Origin of the sequence: uncultured Microbulbifer sp., assembly GCF_947489355.1 — a bacterium.
Taxonomy (GTDB): Bacteria; Pseudomonadota; Gammaproteobacteria; order Pseudomonadales; family Cellvibrionaceae; genus Microbulbifer.
In genome coordinates, this window is the sequence record NZ_CANLDD010000021.1 from 1 (window position 1) to 18,891 (window position 18,891).

Below are 18,891 nucleotides of genomic sequence, written 5' to 3' on the forward strand. Positions count from 1 at the left end.
CCATATCGAAAGTAGGTTTGGTCATAGGTCATCTCTTTTTTGCTAATGATAAAGAAATGACACAGAATTCTGAACACTACCGATTTATGTTCATGCTCGCCGGTCAACACCGTGCGAACTGCGCGCTCCCGTACTCCGGGAGAGTACCCAGGTTGTTTGCTCATTGGCTAATTCTCTCAAGAAAGTTAGCCTCCGAGAGGCTCGGGGTGATTCACTCTACAATGAGCGGTTACGTTGCAGAGTGAATCAAAGAGCGGCATTTTCTGTGCGCTTACGAGGTTAATGCAGTGGTATACGATTTAAATAATCGACCAAGGAAAACATTTAGTTTTGAAACACTGGAAATTTAATGGATAATTATTTGGCGACGCAAACCGCATAAGCGGTATGCGCCTCAAGGTTGAATCCGCGTAAACATAAAAACAAAACAATCTGTTTTTGGCAATTATTAACTATTGCGCCTCAAAACCTGAGAAATCTTTAAATTAAAAACAACAAAAAATCATGTGAATTTTCTGTCGATTAAAAACCGAGGTTTACTCAACAGCCCGAAGACCAAACCTGACAAGAGTTCTTCTATAAACAGTGATAACAGCGCCATTAAAAAAGCCGCTAAAATTTAGCGGCTTATATATTTTCTGCTCATCTGAAGATCAAACAATCCCTCAATGACCTACTCTGTTATCGCTCTTGAAGTACCGATACAAGCATGCAAAATTACCTGTAACTCAAGAGTTTAAACCGTTAATAGGCCAGCGGCGCTACTTCCCTGCGCCGCAATACCCACCCAACTACCAAGCTTGTTGGGTTAAGAAGAGATTATTCAAAACTATGGCTTAGGCTGAGGTACCAACGGGTGCCTCGTGGATCATACGTGGCTTGGTCATACCAGGGCCAGCCGCCTGCTGCTACTTCAGAGAAGACAGGCTCCTCATCAGTTAGGTTGACTATGCCCAAGGTGATATCAGTCTGGTCAGTAATCTGATAAGAGCCTCTCAGACCAAGCTCGAAGTAGCTATCCACTTTTTCAACACGGCTGGTTTCGCCCGGGGAGCAGCTAAAATTAGCAGTATCGCGCCCGCCAATTGTGTCTTCAGTTTCACCAATATAGCGACCGGTAAGAGCCAAAGAAAGCTTGTCTCTAGACCAGCCCAACTGATTATTGAAGCGCCACTCTGGCTCGCTGGTTGTTCCTGCGTCCTCACACAGAGGCTGAACGTCTGAGGCTTGACGCTCATGGCTCATCAAGTAGGCTGCACGGAAGTCGGCAAACATAGTTCCACCTGCCAAGTCAAAGCTGTATCGACCTGAGAAATCGATACCCTCGCCATTCTCCTCGCTCAAGTTTTGCAGGTTTGAACGAACTTCGGCACCTGGCACACTTAAGGAGCCATTTACACGGGTTACGAGGTCTGGGTAGACTGCTTCGTTATCTACGATTTCCTGTACCGATAATGATCCGATTTTACCCTCGACTTGAATGTTGTAGTAATCAACAGCCAAGAGCATATTGTCGATTGGCTCATAAACGATACCGAAACTGTAGTTTTTAGACTCTTCGGTCTCGAGTATAGGATTGCCTCCAGATACAGAGCGAATTTCGATTTGACGACATGCGTTAGCAATCTCATCTGGAGTCGAACCCGAGGACTTTGCCGCGTTGCAAATCGTTGTGTCAACAGCAGTGACTACTCCGAAGGATTGCCCTAGGAACAAGTCGCCAAGCGTGGGAGCTTTAAAACCCGTACCTCCGGAGCCGCGAACCATCAAGTTATCCAATATCCGGTAAGAGGCGGCGAGGTTCCAAGTGGTCGCATCATCACCGGAACTCGTCCCCAACCCTTCCCAGTTATACTCGTCATAGCGCGCCGCCAGTGAAATCTCAAGGCTTTCTAGTGGATTGAAGGCAATCTCACCATATACGGCGGTGTTGTCGCGCTTTCCAAAACCATTGGAGCTTGCTCCACCAGCAATATCTCCCGATGTAGATAGTGCGTCAGAACGATCATTAAATTCGTCTTCCTTGTAACGGGCGCCAACTGAGTACCCAAGCTGAGATTGCCCCAAAGAGAAAGGCAACTCGCCATTGAGATTCGCAGTCCATGTACTTTCTGTTCCAGTTGACTGGCGTTGAGTGGAGACCGCTAAGCCGTTTTCATCAAAGAACGCTGGAGAGTAAGTTTGAGTTGGGTCAAATAAACCACTGGCGACAGCTTCTTCAATTGCGGTGGTAGACAGCTGACCACCGACTCCAATCCGATTCATTTCTGACTCAACAGTCTGGAAGCTAACATCCAGTTCATGGCCGCTGAAATCAAAGCGGGTTCCAAAGACGGAGGAAAATGCGGTGTTAGTATTGTCGGTAGCCCTAGGGCCCGCGTCGACCGCACGGCGCAAAATATATACTTCACTAGAATTAGCGAGATCAGTACCTAGCTGCTCATCCACTTTCCCAAGGGAATCTGACCCTGTGATCTCAAAGAAAGCCGGTGCTGCACCGTTGCGAACCTCAGTAAAGTTGCGGCTGAAACGAAACTCACCGTAGGCAGTAATATTCTCTGCCACTTCCAGTTCACCAGAAGCCAGGAAATTATAGCGCTCCTGAGAAGGAATAGCTTCGTAAATAGGACCTACATCAAACGAGCAGTCCTGCCCCTGAGAGGTGAACTGAGCCGCACGAGCATTGCCATCGGGGCAGTCAGCGGCCGGATAAGAAATATCAAGATCATTATCGATATAGGTACCAGGCAAGCCGGTCGGGCTGCGTCCATCTATCCCGGTAGGAGAAATTGCCGAGCCGATTAATGGCAAGCCATTAGCGCTTAAGCTCTCCTGGGTCTGGTAATCGACAGAGGCCATCAGCCAGCCTTTATCGCCAGTTACACCAGTGGAAAAAGAGAAATTGTTTTTAGCTGCATCACCGTTGTCCATAGCTTCGGTACGAAGTTCGACCTGCATACCGTCAAAGTTGGAGCGGGTGATCACGTTGATTACGCCCTGTACCGCATCTGCACCATAAATGGCAGAAGCACCGGTAGACAGATATTCAACACGCTCTACAGCAGCGATTGGGACGAGATTCAGGTTGGTCGCATTACTGCCACCTTGAGGGTTTGCTGGCAGCCTTCGACCATTCAATAAGACTAGGACGTAGTCAGTACCAAAGCCTCGGCTATCGAAACTTGCTGATCCAGCTGACTGACTGAGCGTTGAGTTTTCATTGAATATACTGGGTCCGGCAAAGTTTGCCGTAAACAGAAATTCCGAAATACTGGAAGCACCAGAATTTTTTATGTAATCGGAGTTAAAAACTTGCACTGGTACGGCGAGTTCGGGATCAATACGCTTAATCCTCGAACCAGTAACTACAACTTCTTCTACCATTTCCGCATCTTCCTGAGCGAAAACAGGCATAGTTGGAAGCATAATCGCAGCTGCGGTAAAGCCCAAGGCCCCCTTTACAGCTACAGACAGGAGGTTCTTTTTCATTGTCAATCCTCTCTAGATTGTTGGATTTATAGTCTTTTGCCATTAACGGCGATTTCAGGAAGTGAGCACCCCCAAGTAGTCACTTCCCTCCCAACACACTTCATGACGATTTGCGGAAGGAACCCCTCAAAACATACTATTTTTTAAAAAAATAGCAATGGTAGATTTGATAGACTGCATACTCACCAAATGCAAGATTGACTCTAAGATCTGGCTAAGAATGCATCTAAGATTCCCCAACAAACCATCGCGGGACAGAAAAAATTTGCCTCCACCCCTATACTTAAAGAACAATTTTCTTTTTAGAAAATTTTCTGTTGTGGCATTTTAGTCATGCAAGAAAGTTATTGTCAAATCCGGAGCATACCTGATATTTATAGTAGCTAGTAGCGGCACTCTGCACTTCAGCCAGTGAGCCTTACCTCTCACACATTCACTTTCCCCCACCCCCACTACTAACTAGGGGCCCGTAGGCCAACATGCGATTCATCAGGGAGCAGGCCAGATCAGCGCTTGCAAAAAACCAGACAAATTACCTACCAGCAAAGGCGGAGAGCCTTCTTTATGGCCATATTAGAATAACCTATACTATTCTATACTTACATCTAATTTTGATTCTTTCTCTATGACAGCCAACTAGTGGCGTACAATGTTGCATCTTACAGGGTTACAGGGTTACAGGGGGCTAGAGTAACTATCTGTCTGTGCTGTGGGCTGTGGGCGCCAATCCGGTCACCTCAAGAAAATTATCGCTCTGAAGTTAAATAATTTGGCATAAAAAGTAATAATTTATCAGTTTTTCAATATAAAAAACCAAAGTAAGTTTAAGATGCCAACCCCAATTCGCCCCCTTTTCAGCAACATTGGTGGTCTCTGCTGGGCAACCAGCGTATATCGGCTCCAATTCTCTTCAAGTTTTTGCAGCGAACCCTCGACTAACGTAATCCACAGCGTACTTTATTCAGTGGGGAATGGCATCGAATATCAGTATCGGAGTAATTCGAGTCTCTAACTATGTAACTCTGGCTGCCCCTCTTATCGCACACTTAGGCTACCCCCGCCCTGAATCCAGCCGTATTGAGTAGCGTTAAACAGACGGATGGCGTCACCGACTCCAGGTTGAATTGCACTTTTGAGAATCTGGAACTTCTAGACAGTTTCACCATTGCTTCGCGGGCAATGAGTATACAGATGGTAGGATTTATGCTTGGCATTGATTGCAAATTTAGGCACCTTCATCAAAATTATAAGCCCCCTTTATCGTAGGGAGGTGGCAGACTTAGCCTGGGCAAACCCGTTCAATAACAAGCCCAACTTGCGCTTATAGATGTTTGCTGTGTACAGGCTACTCACCAGGGCAAAAGCCTCCTTGAAACTCTGCCGGGATGCGGCCATATCCCCCAGCTGAAATCTTGTCAGTCCCAAAAGAAAGTGGAAACGGTGGTCATCATGGTGCCAGACGGCGCGGCGCAAACGTTTCTCAGCTCGCTTGTATTCCCCCTGCTCATAGGCGTCGCGGGCTTGGTAATATAGGTAGTAGGGGTTGCGCTCCCGGTGGTGGCGGGCACGCTCTGCGTAGGCATTGGCCAATCCTTCACGGCCACTGTAGCGGTACAAGCGCGCTAAATTGCTCATAGCCACCAGATTGATATTGTTTAAATACAAGGCCTGGCGATAACTCTGTTCCGCCTCAGAGTAATGGCCAAAATGGCTGTAAAACGCCCCCAGGTTAGCCCATAGATCGCTTATCTCGGGGCGCAGCTCCAGAGCCTTACGCAGATACAGAAAGGCTTTCTCACCCTCGCCCGCACGCATAAACTCAACTCCGCGATTGCTGTAATACAGCGAGAAAGCACTGGTGTCATCCAGCCTGCGCTGGTCGTAGGCGGGATCATAAGCGGCCAGATTGAAATCCACCACGCGGCGGCCACGGGGATCTTTCGAAACCATATTGACGTGGCGGTAAACCACGAAAGTCTGGGCCTCGTCGTGGCTCCAGACCGGGGGAACCACCACCTGGTTGAAGTAGGCCTCGGCACCCAGCTCCCGCGCCATCGCCACCATCATCAGGGTAAATGACAGGCAGTTACCACGCCGCTTATGGAAAGTCTGTGCGGCAGTCAGGGTGGTGGCTTCATCGTATTCAATATGGAATTTCTGCGCTTCAAACGCTTTGATCAGTGTCACCAGGCGTCTCTGTGGCGATGCACCCGGAGCAATATCTGCGAGAAATCGGCGCATCTCCGCTGTCAGTGACATCACCGGGTCTTGAGGCAATTCAACGGCATTCACGGGCCGGCCAAATATCGCAGTACCTGACAGCAAGTGCTCCACCGCAACTTCTGCCGGTTTTTCCGCAAGCGGCTGGCCAGCGCAGGCCCCCAAAAAGCCCACAAGCATAAAAAGGGTCAAGATTACCGGGGCTTTTCTCATTGTGGTTTCCCTGTTCGGGGCATCCTGCTTGAGCATTTAACATGTTTCGGACCGATTGTGAACAGCAGTGCGATGACCGGTTTGGTTGCAACTGTAACGAGTCGCCTGCTGCACTCGCAACTGTTACACTTTGCCAATTGTGCTTGGAGGCAGGGCTGCCAGAGCGGATCGGCCCGAGGGGTTTGTGGTAAAAGGAAACCACCGTATGGTCGAGGCCTCCATCACCAATTACAACGGGAAAATGGAATCATTTTCCAAGGTCTGGATGGATTGCCGGGCCAATGAACGGAAATCGTTCACATGCCTCTGAAACCCATGAGTATCTTGGCTTGCCAAGGTATGCTTGAGTAAAGCTATAACAACTGGAACTTCAGCTTATGTCGTCGAATATACACCAGACTAGCGGTGGCTTCTTTGGTCATCCGAAAGGGCTTTCCACACTGTTCTTCACCGAGATGTGGGAGCGGATGAGCTATTACGGTATGCGCGCCCTGCTCGTACTGTTTATGACCGCCAGCCTGCAGGAGGAGGGTCTCGCCTTCACCGTTGCCGCCGCAGCTGCCATCTACGGCCTTTACACCGGTGCGGTCTACTTTCTCGGCCTGCCCGGTGGCTGGATCGCCGACCGCCTGCTCGGTGGGCAGCGCACCATATGGTACGGCGGCATCATTATCATGTGTGGCCATATCGTGCTGGCGATCCCCAGTGACAACACTTTTTTCCTTGGCCTGATCCTGGTTGCCTCCGGGACCGGCCTGCTCAAACCCAATATCAGTGCCCTGGTGGGACATCTGTATCAACCCCAAGATGTGCGTCGCGACAGTGGCTACGCCCTCTACTATATGGGCATCAACATCGGCTCCGTGCTCGGTTCCACCATTTGTGGGTACTTCGGAGAGAATATCGGCTGGCACTGGGGCTTCGGTGCCGCGGCAGTCGGTATGGCCATCGGCCTGATTCAGTACCGCAGGACCATCGGCAACCTGGGTGATGCCAGCTTAAAGCCGGAAAATCCCATGCCAGCGGAGAAAGCCAGGCTGGCCTGGCGCATCATTGGCGCCGTTTTAATTGCTGTTGCACTGATCACCGGTTTGACTATGCAGGGCGTCATCACCATCGATCCGGTCACAGCCGCCCAGTATGTGGCCGTGGCCTTTACCCTGACTTTCCTCGCCTATTTCGCCTTCATCTATTACCGTGGCAAGCTGAGCGGATCAGAAAAAAGGAAGTTGTGGGCCCTGTTCCTGATCTGCGTGGCCTCCACCTTTTTCTGGTCGGGTTTCGAGCAGGCCGGGTCCTCTCTCAACCTGTTTGCGCGCGATTATACCGACCGCCTGATCGGTACCTTTGAGATACCGGCGACCTGGTTCCAAAACCTCAACTCACTGTTCATCATCACCTTGTCCCCTTTCTTTGCGGCGCTCTGGATCAATCTGGGCAAGCGCATGATGACCCCCTCCTACAATCTGAAATGCGCCATCGGCCTAATCATTATGGCCAGCGGCTTCCTGGTGATGTTCTTCGCCGCCCAGTACGCCGCCGAGGGCCTGAAAGTGGCGCCCTACTGGTTGGTTACCACTTACTTCCTGCACACTGTTGGTGAGCTGTGTCTGAGCCCGGTGGCCCTGAGTGCCGTCAGCAAACTGTCCCCTCGCCGCTTTGCCGGCCAGATGATGGGCGTATTCGTGCTGACCTATTCCATCGGCAATATCTTCTCAGGCCTGCTGGCGGGACACTTCGATCCGAACAATGTCGCTGAAATGCCGAATCTGTACCTGCAGATCAGCCTGTTCACCATCGGCATCGGCATTATCCTCGCGCTGATCAGCCTGAAGTCAAAACACTGGGAGAGTCTTGGGGAGGTGTCTCAAGCGGCCGAACCCGCCGAAACCACCGCCAGAACAATATGAGGGTACCTCCCTCCCGCTGACCCGCACTGCGGGTCTGGATTAGAATCAGAAAGCCGCTGTCTACAGCGGCTTTTTTGTGCGCCCAGAAGTTCCTCCTCGGGCTTTTGATCACCAGATACCAGAGTACATGGGCATGCATCACGTCTTGGATACAAGGTACCATCCCCAACCACAGTGGCTGATGGGGTATTCACTTGTTGGGAGGGAGAAGGTGCAGGCAGTTAATAGCGGGCCATCCACCAGTTATTCCTTATAAGAAGCGGCCAATGTTCAGCCAGATAAAGCGAAATCCAATCACGCACAACAACGCGGCAAAGCCGTGTTTTAACAGCCGTGCGGGGAAGCGGTGGGCCAGTATGGCACCAAAGCGGGCGAAAAAAGTGCTGGCCAGCACGATGCCGAAAAAAGCGGGCCAATAAATATAGCCACTGCTCCACCTCGGCAGCAGGGTATTGTCCCAGCCCTGCACCGAAAAGCTCAGCGCGCCGGCAATCGCAATAGGCAGGCCGCAGGCGGCGGAAGTGGCGATGGCACGCTGCATATTTACCCGGCAGCGCGACAGGAAGGGCACCGTCAATGCGCCGCCACCAATACCGAATATTGCCGAGACCCAGCCGATAACCCCGCCCGCAGTCATCAGTACAGGAGGGCCGGGCAATGTACCAGAGCCCTCCGAGCCCCCTCCGTGGTGTAGACCGCTCAGCCACATACGGACGGCCATCACGATAGCGAAAATACCGATGAACAGTTGTAACCAGGCACCGGAGAGGCGTTCTGCCGTTATGCCCCCAACCCAGGAGCCCAGGAGTATTCCGGGTGTCATTACCCAGAAAACCCGCCAATCCACAGCGGCCTTTTGGTGGTGCGTGCGCACCGAGCTGATTGAAGTGATCACAATCGTCGCCAGTGAAGTACCCACTGCCATGTGGGTCAGGATTTCCGGGGAGATGCCCATGGTGGTAAAAACCAACACCAGTGCCGGAACGATTATCAGCCCACCCCCAACCCCAAACAGGCCGGCGATGGTGCCCGCCACAGCCCCCACCAGCAAGTAAACAAAGAGTGTTTCCATAGAGTCCCCCCTCAATTTACAGCGACAGACAAGCCCGACCAGGGCCAAAACGTTGCCGGCTTAGTGAGGCGCAAACTGGCCATTGATTAAGGGGAAAGGGGCAATTAACCACGGCTCTCAACAGCAAGCCAGCCAAATCCCGCTTCCTGGCAGGCAAAAAGGCTATTCCCCGCACCAGCCACAGCGTCTGCCAGCGCCTCTTGGACAAGCGCCAATTGATTATTTTTCTCACTGATATGCGCAAGCACCAGGTGCTGGAGCTGCTGATAGCCCACCCGCTGCAGAAAGCCGGCAGCCTGCTGGTTACTCAAATGCCCATAGGCACCACCGACGCGCTGTTTTAAGCGCCGGGGATATGGCCCCTGAGCCAGCATCCTAGAGTCGTGATTGGTCTCCAGAACCAGTGCATCGCAATCGCCAAAATGCGCCTCCACATGGGGGGTCACGGTACCCAGGTCGGTCAATAGCCCGAGACTGCAGCCACAACTGCGAAAAACAAACTGTGCAGCCTCACGGGCATCATGGGGTACAGCCACCGGCGTAACCTGAATATCGCCAATCGTAAACGGCTGGTGCCCTTCAATCAGGTGTACCTGGGGCAGCCTGCCTATACTGCGGGCACGGAGGGTTCCGGGGGTCAGGTAAATTGGCAGTCCGTACTTGCGCGCAAGGGGTGCTACTCCAGACAGGTGATCGCTGTGCTCATGGGTTACCAGTATCGCGCAGAGGTCCGATGGGGATATGCCGAGCCGCGCCATACGGCGCTCGGTCTCCTTAATGGTGAAGCCACAATCCACCAATAGACTGTGGCTGCCACTGGCGACCAAGGTGCCGTTGCCCCTGCTGCCGCTCCCCAGGGAAGCGAAGCGCAGGCCCATTAAATCAAGTTCTGCTGGATAGAAAGCAACAGTTGGGAGGCCTTGGTTCTGGACAGGGGCTGGCCGCGTGTATCGCGGATGCGCACTTCGATCTCGTCGTCGTTGCCCCGTATAACGACCAGATAGCCGGGATATGCCTCATCGGGGTTCGCTCTCACACCCAGCCCCCTGATTTCCCTGAATAGAGGAGACTCAACCTCTGCATCCGGATCGATACCGGCGAGAATCTGCTGCAGGGTCACTTGATCCGCACTTTCCGCCAGTTCGTCCTCTTTATCCCCGCTGCTCCAGAAGAACCAGCCACCGCCCTCTTCCTCGCTGTTGGCCAGCTCTCGGTCCTCATCGTAGGTCACGTAGAAGAGCCCGATATCGGAATCTTCGCGGTGCAGACGATAGGCGCCGGCATTGACCGCATGGGCCACTGTCGCCCAGGCCCGCTCCATCTCCAGACCCATAGCGATATAGGGCTCGTGACCGACCGGCTCACGCAGCTGCACCTTGACCGTATCACCGCCGATGGCCTGAGCCACCAAAGAGGCCGAGGCACCGGAAGTATCGGTTGCCAGGGCAGTGGACATCTCGTCAATCATCCAGCCTTCACGCTCGGGACTCGTGGAGTGCTGAGGCCAGTTCACCATGCCGCCCACCGGTGCTTCCGTTGACACGGACAGGTGGCGCACATGGACTTCCGTGGTATCCGGCTGTACGCCAGTTTCAATCTGCAGCCTGTATTTGTCTTTGGTTTCAGGACTTTCATTGAAGGTCATCCAGGCGGTTTCCAAGATACCGGCACTGGCATCAGACATTTCCACGCGCAGGCCCGAAGTGCGCAGGAAATAGTGCAGCTGTGGCCAGACTTCCTCCGGTGGTTGCGATATCAATACCCAGCGGTTACCGCCCAACTTTTGAATTTTAACCCTGTCCAGGCCCGCATTGATGGAAAGCGCCTGGGGTCTGGGCACTTCAAAATCCCCCTGCCCCAGCTCGTCTGCGGCGATCTGGGGAATCTCGTAGAGCTCCTCCTGGTGCTTGGCAGTGACACCTTCAGGCATCTGCAAAGGCGGCAGGCTGTCGGCCTGCTGATAGTCGTTGCTGCGGTCACGGAAATAGCCATCGTTGCCGAATACACCGCAGCCTGCCAGGGTAAGGCTGGAAATACAGAGCGCGGCTCCAACGGTCAATTTGTTCATGAAAGCTTATCCTGATTCGTTCTCAATTCGCGGGTTCAGAGTATGCCGGCACTGCGCAGGGCTTCGCGCACTGTAGCATGGTGCTGGGGGGAAAGGCTGGTCAGCGGCAGGCGAATTCCCCCGTCGATACGCCCCATTTCCCGCAAGGCCCATTTTACCGGTATCGGGTTGGACTCCAGAAACAGCACTTTGTGCAATATTTGGATACGCTGATCGATGGCCTGCGCGGTGACAGCATCGCCAGCCAGTGCGGCCTCACACATCTGGGCCACCGCAGCGGGCGCCACATTGGCCGTTACGCTGATATCGCCGTGCCCCCCCATCAACATCAGCTCCAAAGCGGTACTGTCGTCACCGGAGTACACGGCAAACCCCTCGGGCAGGGTATCCAATAACACCCTGGCGCGCGCCAGATCACCGGTCGCTTCCTTGATACCGACAATATTGCCGATGGTCGCCAGGCGCAGCACTGTATCAGGCAGCATGTCGACAGCCGTGCGTGCGGGCACATTGTAGAGAATCTGCGGGATCGCCACCGCCCTGGCGATGGCCAGGTAGTGCTGGTACAGCCCCTCCTGGCTCGGTTTATTGTAGTAAGGCGTCACCAACAAGCAGGCGTCGGCGCCACACCGGGTGGCGTTTTCCGTGAGGTCGATGGCCTCTGTGGTAGAGTTGGCACCTGTTCCCGCGATCACCGGGATGCGGCCCGCTACCTGATCCACGACCCGCCGGATCATCTCCACATGCTCATGCACATCGAGTGTGGCGGATTCCCCCGTGGTGCCAACGGTAACCAGCGCGCGGGTACCCTGCTCGATATGCCACTCGACCAGGTTGCGCAAACTATCCCAGTCCAGGCTTCCGTCTGCAAACATTGGGGTGGCCAAGGCCACCATACTGCCGGTAAACATTCTCACTCCTTCATACTTTGCGCTCGCCCTGGAACAGCACCGCCAGAATCGAACCTGTATGTTACTGAGGGCGCGGAATCTATGCCAGTGCGACTAGGTCGCCACGCGCCTGCGTTTCTTTTTCTTCTTACGCACACCTTCATAAATATTGGCCGCGCCTTGCGGTCGGGTCTTAAAGCGGCGGTGTACCCACATATACTGCTCCGGGGCTTCCAGGATACGCGCTTCAATAAACTGGTTGACCAGGACCGCATCCTGCTGCTCGTCTCCAGAGGGGATCTGCTCGAGGGGTGGGTACACTTTCAGGCGGTACCCAAAACCATCGTCCAGGCGGGTCACCATATAGGGCACCACCTCGGCCCGCCCCACCCGGGCAAACCGCGATGTACCGGTGACTGTGGCCGCCGGGACACCAAAAAACGGGGCGAAAACCCCCTGTTTGATCCCGTAGTCCTGGTCCGGAGCATACCAGACCGCACGCCCCCGCTGCAGGGCGCGCAATACCCCGCGCACATCCTTGCGCTGGTAGACACAGCCATCGGCGGTATGGCGTTCGCGCCCTTTGCGCTGCATATAGTCATAAACAGGATTTTTGTGCGGCCGGTACATCCCATCCAGTGTAATACTCATCCCCATCAAGGCCGCTCCCAGCTCCAGAGTGGTGAAATGCATGGCCATCAGCAGCACCCCGCGCCCCTCTGCCTGGAGAGCCTGCAGGGCCTGCAGGCCCTCAATAGCAACGCGCCTGCGCAGCCAGGGCGCCGAGCGGAACCACGCCATACCGGTTTCCATCAGGGCGATACCGCTGGATTCAAAATTGCGGTGCAGGAGTTCTGTGCGCTCGGCCTGGCCGAGCCTGGGGAAACACAACGCGAGATTGCGCTCGGCGATGGTACGCCGGCTGGGCGCAAGTCTCAGCATTGCCCGGCCGATGCCGCGGCCCATGTGCAGCTGCCAGCGATAGGGCAGCTGCGCCACCAGGAACCAGAGTGCAAACAGCAGCCAGGTCAGCCAGTAACGGGGGTGCAGCAAGGCAGCTTGAAATCGCGGTTTTTCCATCGGATATCACTAAGCATCCGGCGCCCGGGCACCGGCTTGATTGGTTGAATTCGGCGTAGTATACCCTATGGAGAAGAGCCCGCTCCGGAGCCGGAACGTTTCAGTGGCGCAGCAGGGAGTCCAACTCGTCAACGGCGACACACCAGTCGGAATCGTCCCTGATGGCGTCCTCGAGAAATTCCCGCTGCCCTTGGCTCCAAAAGGGGGCCGCTGACAATTTCTCGTGCCGGTGCAGGCTGTGAGCGATCAGAAACTCGTCTATCGCCGCATCCTCTGAAGCCAGCCCCAGCTGCGCAAAGAGGTCATTGAGGGTGTGATGCCCGGTGGTTTCCATAGAGCCTCCCATCGAATGTTGCCTGACTGCCCCCAGCTTAAGGTGGCTGTTCCCATTATAGATAGCCCCGCACCCGATGTACGCTGCCGGATTGGGATTCAATGGGTGCATGCATTCAATCGAGGGCAACTGCTCCGGCAGAATGTACCCCCACACATAACGCGTAACGACAAGCGCCGCGGTGGTCCGGCCATCGACAGCCGCAGCAGCTGACGCCTCGGCTAGGTTTCTTAGTATGAAAGTGAAAAGACGTATCGAAGAGGGATTTGGCTGGAGCAAAACAGTGAGCCTGACCCGTCAAATCAAGGGGGAGGATTGGCGCGGGTCCATATCTTTTTCAACATGAGATCCATCAGTTGGAATTCAACGCGGAGGGTGAATCTGCCGGAAGGGTCCGCCTGATAAAATAAAACGCACGAGGACACCCCGGGAAAATCGTGAATTTGGCATCAAAATCATTAAATTCTGTATTTTTTTATTTCCCCAAGAATGGAAACGGCATTTATGGACAATGCCGGGATTTTTCAACAATCTGTGAGGGCATCAATATTGCCTTTACATTAATTTGCAATCCCATTGTATATACAGGGACCCGGCCGCCCCAGCGCCGCTATCACCACCATCGAACTTTCACCAACCTCTACACCCTGAACCGCTCGAATGCCTATTTTTCACGGCTTGCATGATCTAATTTTCTACTGTCTAATTCTCTTATGCAGCGAAATTGCATCCATATCTGAATACTTATGCGCCAATCCGTAAAAAAAAAGTCCAGGATACCCGCAGACTGACTGATAAAACATCTCAAGGCTAAAGCGCTGGTTGATACTATCGAAGAAGTGGCTACCTCAAAGACCCAGCAAATATTTTGGAAACACTGACTCGTGCCGTGAAAGACACGCTACCAGTGCGCAAATCGAGTCACCTTATGGTCGAACGGGATCTGGGCAAGCATGAAACCGTTGCTTCACTTAAGCCTCAGGCAAAACAGTATGGCTTTGTGAATACGGCTTGATTATCAAATATAAAAATTGTAGAACCGAGTAAAATAAGTGCGTTTGCTTTTATATTAAAGGGGTATGCTGGGTGTAATTAACCATAGGCCGCCCCTCGCAACTCTGTTTTGCCAACAGGAAGCCTCGCGACAATGGAATCAAAACAAAGATGTATTATTATTGGTGCGAGTCATGCTGCAGCACAACTCGCCCCTGTGTTGCGCCAAAGAGGGTGGGCTGGCACTATATCAATGATTTCCAATGAATACTACCTGCCCTATCACCGTCCCCCGTTATCCAAAGACTACCTTGCGGGCATAAAAAGCCTTGAACAGATGCTAATCCGCTCACCAGAAGTCTACCGCAAAAGTAATATCAGTATCTCCATGGGTGTGACGGCAACCTCCATTGATCGCGCCAACAAACAACTGATTCTGGATGATGGCGCAAGCCTTGAGTATGACAAACTGGTGATTACCACTGGCGCACGAGTACGTAAAATCGACATCCCCGGCTCCGACTTAAAGGGGGTGTTTTATTTACGCAACCTTAATAACGCCCAAAAAATTAAACCATTTACTGGCAGTGATAAACGCGCTGTAATAATTGGTGGAGGTTACATTGGCTTGGAGACTGCGGCTGCACTGCGCAAGCTAAATATGCAGGTAACCGTGCTTGAAGCCTTGCCTGGTATTCTACAGCGAGTTACCGCTCCTGAGGTCGCCGATTTTTTTTCGAGAACACATCGTGAAGAAGGTGTAGAGATTGTAACCAATGAGCAGGTTATAGCCATAACCGGAGATAAAAAAGTGGCATCGGTGGAGTGTCTCAGTGGAGCTGATTATCCAGCGGATATAGTGATTATTGGCATTGGTGTGATCCCCAATGTCGAATTAGCGGCCGAGGCCGGCCTGCACATTGACAACGGCATAAAGGTCGACGAGTACGCACGCACTAACGATGTCGATATTTTAGCGGCAGGCGATTGCACCTCACACTTCAACCCTATTTATCAGCGTCAAATGCGCTTGGAGTCTGTGCAAAATGCCCAAGACCAAGCCTCGGTGGTTGCCAACACGCTGTGCGGCAAGCTAAAACCCTACGCCGCCCTTCCCTGGTTTTGGTCTGATCAATATGACCTGAAATTGCAGATCGCCGGTCTTTGCCAAGGCTATACTGATATAGTGATACGCGGAGATATAAAAGGTAGCCGGCATTTTTCGGTATTTTATCTTCAGGAGGATAAATTGTTGGCTGTGGATGCGGTCAATAGCCCTCAGGAATTTATGCTTGGCAAGCGGCTTATCCTCCAAGGCAATTCTATGGATGCCGGACAATTAGCAGACGAAAATATTGCACTGAGGGGCTTGCTGGCCAGTAGCCCGGTGACTGCAAACGCTTGACAAAACAACAATTCTAACATACATGATTCACCCCCTTAAAATAGTTTAGGTTCAAACTTAAACTTTATCACTTAATGGTGTGGAAAAAGAGGTTAGCAGAAAGCTCGGTTAGCCGCGATGAGCACACGAAACTGTTCAGCCAAAACCGCGCGAAGAGGATGTCGAAATACTGCTCTCCCAGTACGGGTTGTGAATATATCCCTGTAGGTTCGTAATCGGCATCCATGCCTCATCTGATCCTGACAAAAGGGTATTCTTCCCTCGTGCCTTACTGATAGCTATTTAGGCTGTGGTGTACTTGGGATTTGAATCCAAGGCATTTAATACCGAAGTTTAGACATGCCAACAGTAACTTTCATACAAGCCAACATTTACAACAACGCATTTAATCCCAGTCGCGGAGTCAGCCTTATGCAGGGCACTACAGATAATATGCTTGATGGCATTGTTGTCAAGCGCGGTGGATCATTCAGCTGCACTACCTGCTACAACTAAATTGACGAAAAATGAGCTAATAAGGGGATTGCCGCCACCAATAGAAAACCGGCTTGTTAATCTGGCGAATATATTGTGATGGTTAAATATAGGCATGAAAAAGAAGGGGTACGCAATATACCATCACTACATTACCACCGGATTAAAAGGAATAGTTCCGAATTCAGTTTCGTGTTTTCACAGAGCCTGAGATCGGTGATAATCAGCCCTGTATGAATACAGAAGAGGATCTTGAGTAGCCATTCAGCGAGTGTGGAAGTTCAAAAATGGATCACTTGTATCGTTCTCTTTATGTGCGGGATCTCTATCGTTAAGCTGCAATGAAAGCGGCAAGCTCGGGCATAGTGGTATCGAGTTCAACTCTGCTCTTGGTGGTGACCCAAATAACATCCGTGGCGAAATAACTGAACGGCACTCAGAACGGGAATGCACGTTGCGCATCAGCGAAAAAGTATAAAATGGGCGAACATCTCTCGCCGACAACCGCACTAAAAACTAGCCACCCTTGATTCGCGATCCGATAAGAACCTCGCTGCATACTCATGGCTACGGATGGCGGAAGATGCAGCTAATTTAAAAAACTGCAAACTATTGTTTTCGATACTTTATTACCGAAGTAAAAATTTATCACCATACTCGAGAGACGGCGGGATATCGAGTGTTTAATTAAGGATTATTCCTTAGGAGATATCGGGTGAAACTTGGTTTTACCGCAGAGGATGAAGCGTTTCGTCAGGAAATAGCGAGCTGGCTAGAAAGAAATTTATGTGGCGAATTCGAATCAATCCGGTTTCGTGGCGGACCGGGCGACGAGCACAGGTTTTTCTTAGAGCGTGTGGCCTGGGAGAAAAAGCTTGCGGAGGGTGGATGGACGGGCGTGGGCTGGCCAAGAAACTTTGGAGGACGTGGCTGCTCACTGGAACAACAGGTAATCTTTTACGAAGAATATGCACGTGCGGGAGGCCCCGGGCGCGCCGGGCATATTGGCGAAGGCCTGGTGGCACCGACTTTGATGGCATTTGGCTCCAAACAGCAGCAACAGCGTTTTTTACCAAAAATTCTCGCCGGCGAAGAGTTTTGGTGCCAGGGCTATTCGGAGCCAGGTGCGGGCTCTGACTTGGCCAACGTAAGCACTAAGGCTGAGTTCGATTCGGCCGCACAAATATGGCGCTTGAATGGGCAAAAAGTCTGGACCTCCCTGGCGCAGGAATCTGATTGGTGTTTTGTGGTTGCCCGTACAGAACCGACGAGTAAAGCTCATAAAGGCTTGGGTTTTTTTCTGGTTGAGATGGATCAAGTCGGTATCGATGTCAGGCCAATACAACAGCTTAATGGTACTTCAGAGTTTAACGAAGTGTTTTTTGATGACGCACAGGTTGCTGCGGATTGCATTGTGGGACAACCTGGCGAAGGCTGGAAGGTCGCCATGAAACTACTCGGTTTTGAGCGCGGCGTCTCAACACTGGGGCAGCAAATGTTGTTCCAAAACGAGTTACAGGAAATTATTCTCCTTGCCAAACAAAATGGCGCTAGTAAAGACCCAAGTATTAGGCAACGTATTGCCGATGCCCATATGGGGTTGAAGATTATGCGTTATAACGCAATGCGTACTTTGTCTTCAGACCCGACCAATGTCGGGCTGAATCGCGCCTCAATAACTTACAAACTCTATTGGTCAATTTGGCATCGCAATTTGGGCAACTTGGCTATGGATATATTGGGGCCGGATGCAGATATTATCGAGAGCGAAGGCTATGACTTAAGCCGCTTGCAAACGCTATTTTTGTTTACCCGATCGGACACGATTTATGGTGGAACCAATCAGATTCAACGCAATATTATTGCTGAACGGGCACTTGGCTTACCCAGAGAACCGAGACCAGCAGTCTAATTCGGAGAAAAAGCCATGGCATTAAAAGAACCACCTGCTTATGTCGAAGGTCATAATTTGCTGACGGGCAAGTCAGTGCTGATCACCGCCGCCGCTGGGGCGGGTATTGGCTTTGCAGCAGCCACACGAGCTGTTGAAGAAGGTTGTAGAGGCCTGACAATCAGTGATGCGCATGCGGGCCGCTTAAACAAAGCAGTGGCACAATTAAGAAATAACCACCCGGAGATACCGGTGTTTGGTCAACTTTGTGATGTCACCAATGAAAGCGATGTACAGTTATTGATCAAGAAGGCCGAGGAGCAACATAGTGGTATTGATGTGTTAATCAATAATGCTGGTTTGGGCGGCACATGTAAACTGGTTGAAATGCCCGATAAGCAGTGGTCCAAAATATTGGATATCACCTTGACGGGTACCATGCGTATGATGCGTGCGATACTGCCATTAATGCAGGCACGCAAAAGCGGCGTCATTATCAATAATGCGTCCGTGCTGGGTTGGCGCGCACAGCAGGGACAAACCCACTATGCCGCCGCTAAGGCCGGGGTGATGGCTCTGACCCGCTGTGCGGCGATGGAGGCGGCCGATTACAAGGTGCGTATCAATGCGGTTTCACCGAGTATCGCTTTCCATGAATTTTTAAAGAAAACCACACCGATGGAATTGCTTGAAGAGCTTGCCGGTAAGGAAGCCTTCGGTCGCGCGGCTGAGGTTTGGGAGGTTGCCAATGTGATGATGTTTTTGGCCTCTGACTACAGCTCTTATATGACTGGTGAAATCGTATCGGTTTCAAGTCAAAGAGCCTAGATAAACTGAGAAAAAGGTGGGTGA

12 protein-coding genes are annotated in these 18,891 nt (G+C 52.0%); 4 read left to right on the forward strand and 8 right to left on the reverse strand.

The window, feature by feature from the left end:
• Window positions 1-819: 819 nt before the first annotated feature.
• Window positions 820-3,489 carry a TonB-dependent receptor gene (locus Q1A48_RS10515; protein ID WP_299944492.1) on the reverse strand — a complete coding sequence of 890 codons (2,670 nt, stop codon included), beginning with the start codon at window positions 3,487-3,489 and terminating at the stop codon, window positions 820-822.
• A 1,257-nt stretch (window positions 3,490-4,746) separates the two neighbouring features.
• Window positions 4,747-5,922 carry a tetratricopeptide repeat protein gene (locus tag Q1A48_RS10520; protein ID WP_299944494.1) on the reverse strand — a complete coding sequence of 392 codons (1,176 nt, stop codon included), beginning with the start codon at window positions 5,920-5,922 and terminating at the stop codon, window positions 4,747-4,749.
• 377 nt (window positions 5,923-6,299) lie between these two features.
• Here Q1A48_RS10520 and Q1A48_RS10525 point away from each other — a divergent pair, with 377 nt between their 5' ends.
• The gene (locus Q1A48_RS10525; protein WP_299944496.1) at window positions 6,300-7,832 is read left to right on the forward strand and encodes a peptide MFS transporter; all 1,533 of its coding nucleotides are present in this window, start codon (window positions 6,300-6,302) and stop codon (window positions 7,830-7,832) included.
• 250 nt (window positions 7,833-8,082) lie between these two features.
• Here the strand turns inward: Q1A48_RS10525 and Q1A48_RS10530 are convergent, their stop codons facing one another.
• The 6 genes from Q1A48_RS10530 to Q1A48_RS10555 form a co-directional block, all read right to left on the reverse strand.
• Entirely contained in the window at window positions 8,083-8,904 is an 822-nt protein-coding gene (locus Q1A48_RS10530; RefSeq protein WP_299944498.1) for a sulfite exporter TauE/SafE family protein, read from the reverse strand.
• Window positions 8,905-9,008: 104 nt separating this feature from the next.
• The gene (locus tag Q1A48_RS10535; protein WP_299944500.1) at window positions 9,009-9,782 is read right to left on the reverse strand and encodes an MBL fold metallo-hydrolase; all 774 of its coding nucleotides are present in this window, start codon (window positions 9,780-9,782) and stop codon (window positions 9,009-9,011) included.
• Window positions 9,782-10,972, reverse strand: coding sequence for an outer membrane protein assembly factor BamC (bamC, locus tag Q1A48_RS10540; protein WP_299944502.1), 1,191 nt, complete (start codon window positions 10,970-10,972; stop codon window positions 9,782-9,784). Before bamC ends, Q1A48_RS10535 begins: the two co-directional genes overlap by 1 nt.
• Before the next feature lie 35 nt (window positions 10,973-11,007).
• On the reverse strand, window positions 11,008-11,883 hold the full coding sequence (dapA, locus tag Q1A48_RS10545; protein ID WP_299944504.1) for a 4-hydroxy-tetrahydrodipicolinate synthase: 876 nt from the start codon (window positions 11,881-11,883) through the stop codon (window positions 11,008-11,010).
• A 93-nt stretch (window positions 11,884-11,976) separates the two neighbouring features.
• Window positions 11,977-12,942: an LpxL/LpxP family Kdo(2)-lipid IV(A) lauroyl/palmitoleoyl acyltransferase gene (gene lpxL, locus Q1A48_RS10550; protein WP_299944506.1), complete on the reverse strand. Its 966-nt coding sequence runs from the start codon at window positions 12,940-12,942 to the stop codon at window positions 11,977-11,979.
• Between the two features lie 100 nt (window positions 12,943-13,042).
• Window positions 13,043-13,276, reverse strand: coding sequence for a DUF2789 family protein (locus tag Q1A48_RS10555; protein WP_299944507.1), 234 nt, complete (start codon window positions 13,274-13,276; stop codon window positions 13,043-13,045).
• A gap of 1,147 nt (window positions 13,277-14,423) precedes the next feature.
• On the opposite strand from Q1A48_RS10555, the gene Q1A48_RS10560 reads away from it, so the two are divergent.
• From Q1A48_RS10560 to Q1A48_RS10570, 3 genes are all read left to right on the forward strand, one after another.
• Window positions 14,424-15,674: an FAD-dependent oxidoreductase gene (locus tag Q1A48_RS10560; RefSeq protein ID WP_299944509.1), complete on the forward strand. Its 1,251-nt coding sequence runs from the start codon at window positions 14,424-14,426 to the stop codon at window positions 15,672-15,674.
• A 1,189-nt stretch (window positions 15,675-16,863) separates the two neighbouring features.
• The gene (locus Q1A48_RS10565) at window positions 16,864-18,060 is read left to right on the forward strand and encodes an acyl-CoA dehydrogenase family protein (protein WP_299944511.1); all 1,197 of its coding nucleotides are present in this window, start codon (window positions 16,864-16,866) and stop codon (window positions 18,058-18,060) included.
• Window positions 18,061-18,075: 15 nt separating this feature from the next.
• Window positions 18,076-18,867 carry an SDR family oxidoreductase gene (locus Q1A48_RS10570; protein ID WP_299944513.1) on the forward strand — a complete coding sequence of 264 codons (792 nt, stop codon included), beginning with the start codon at window positions 18,076-18,078 and terminating at the stop codon, window positions 18,865-18,867.
• The last annotated feature ends 24 nt before the right edge of the window (window positions 18,868-18,891 follow it).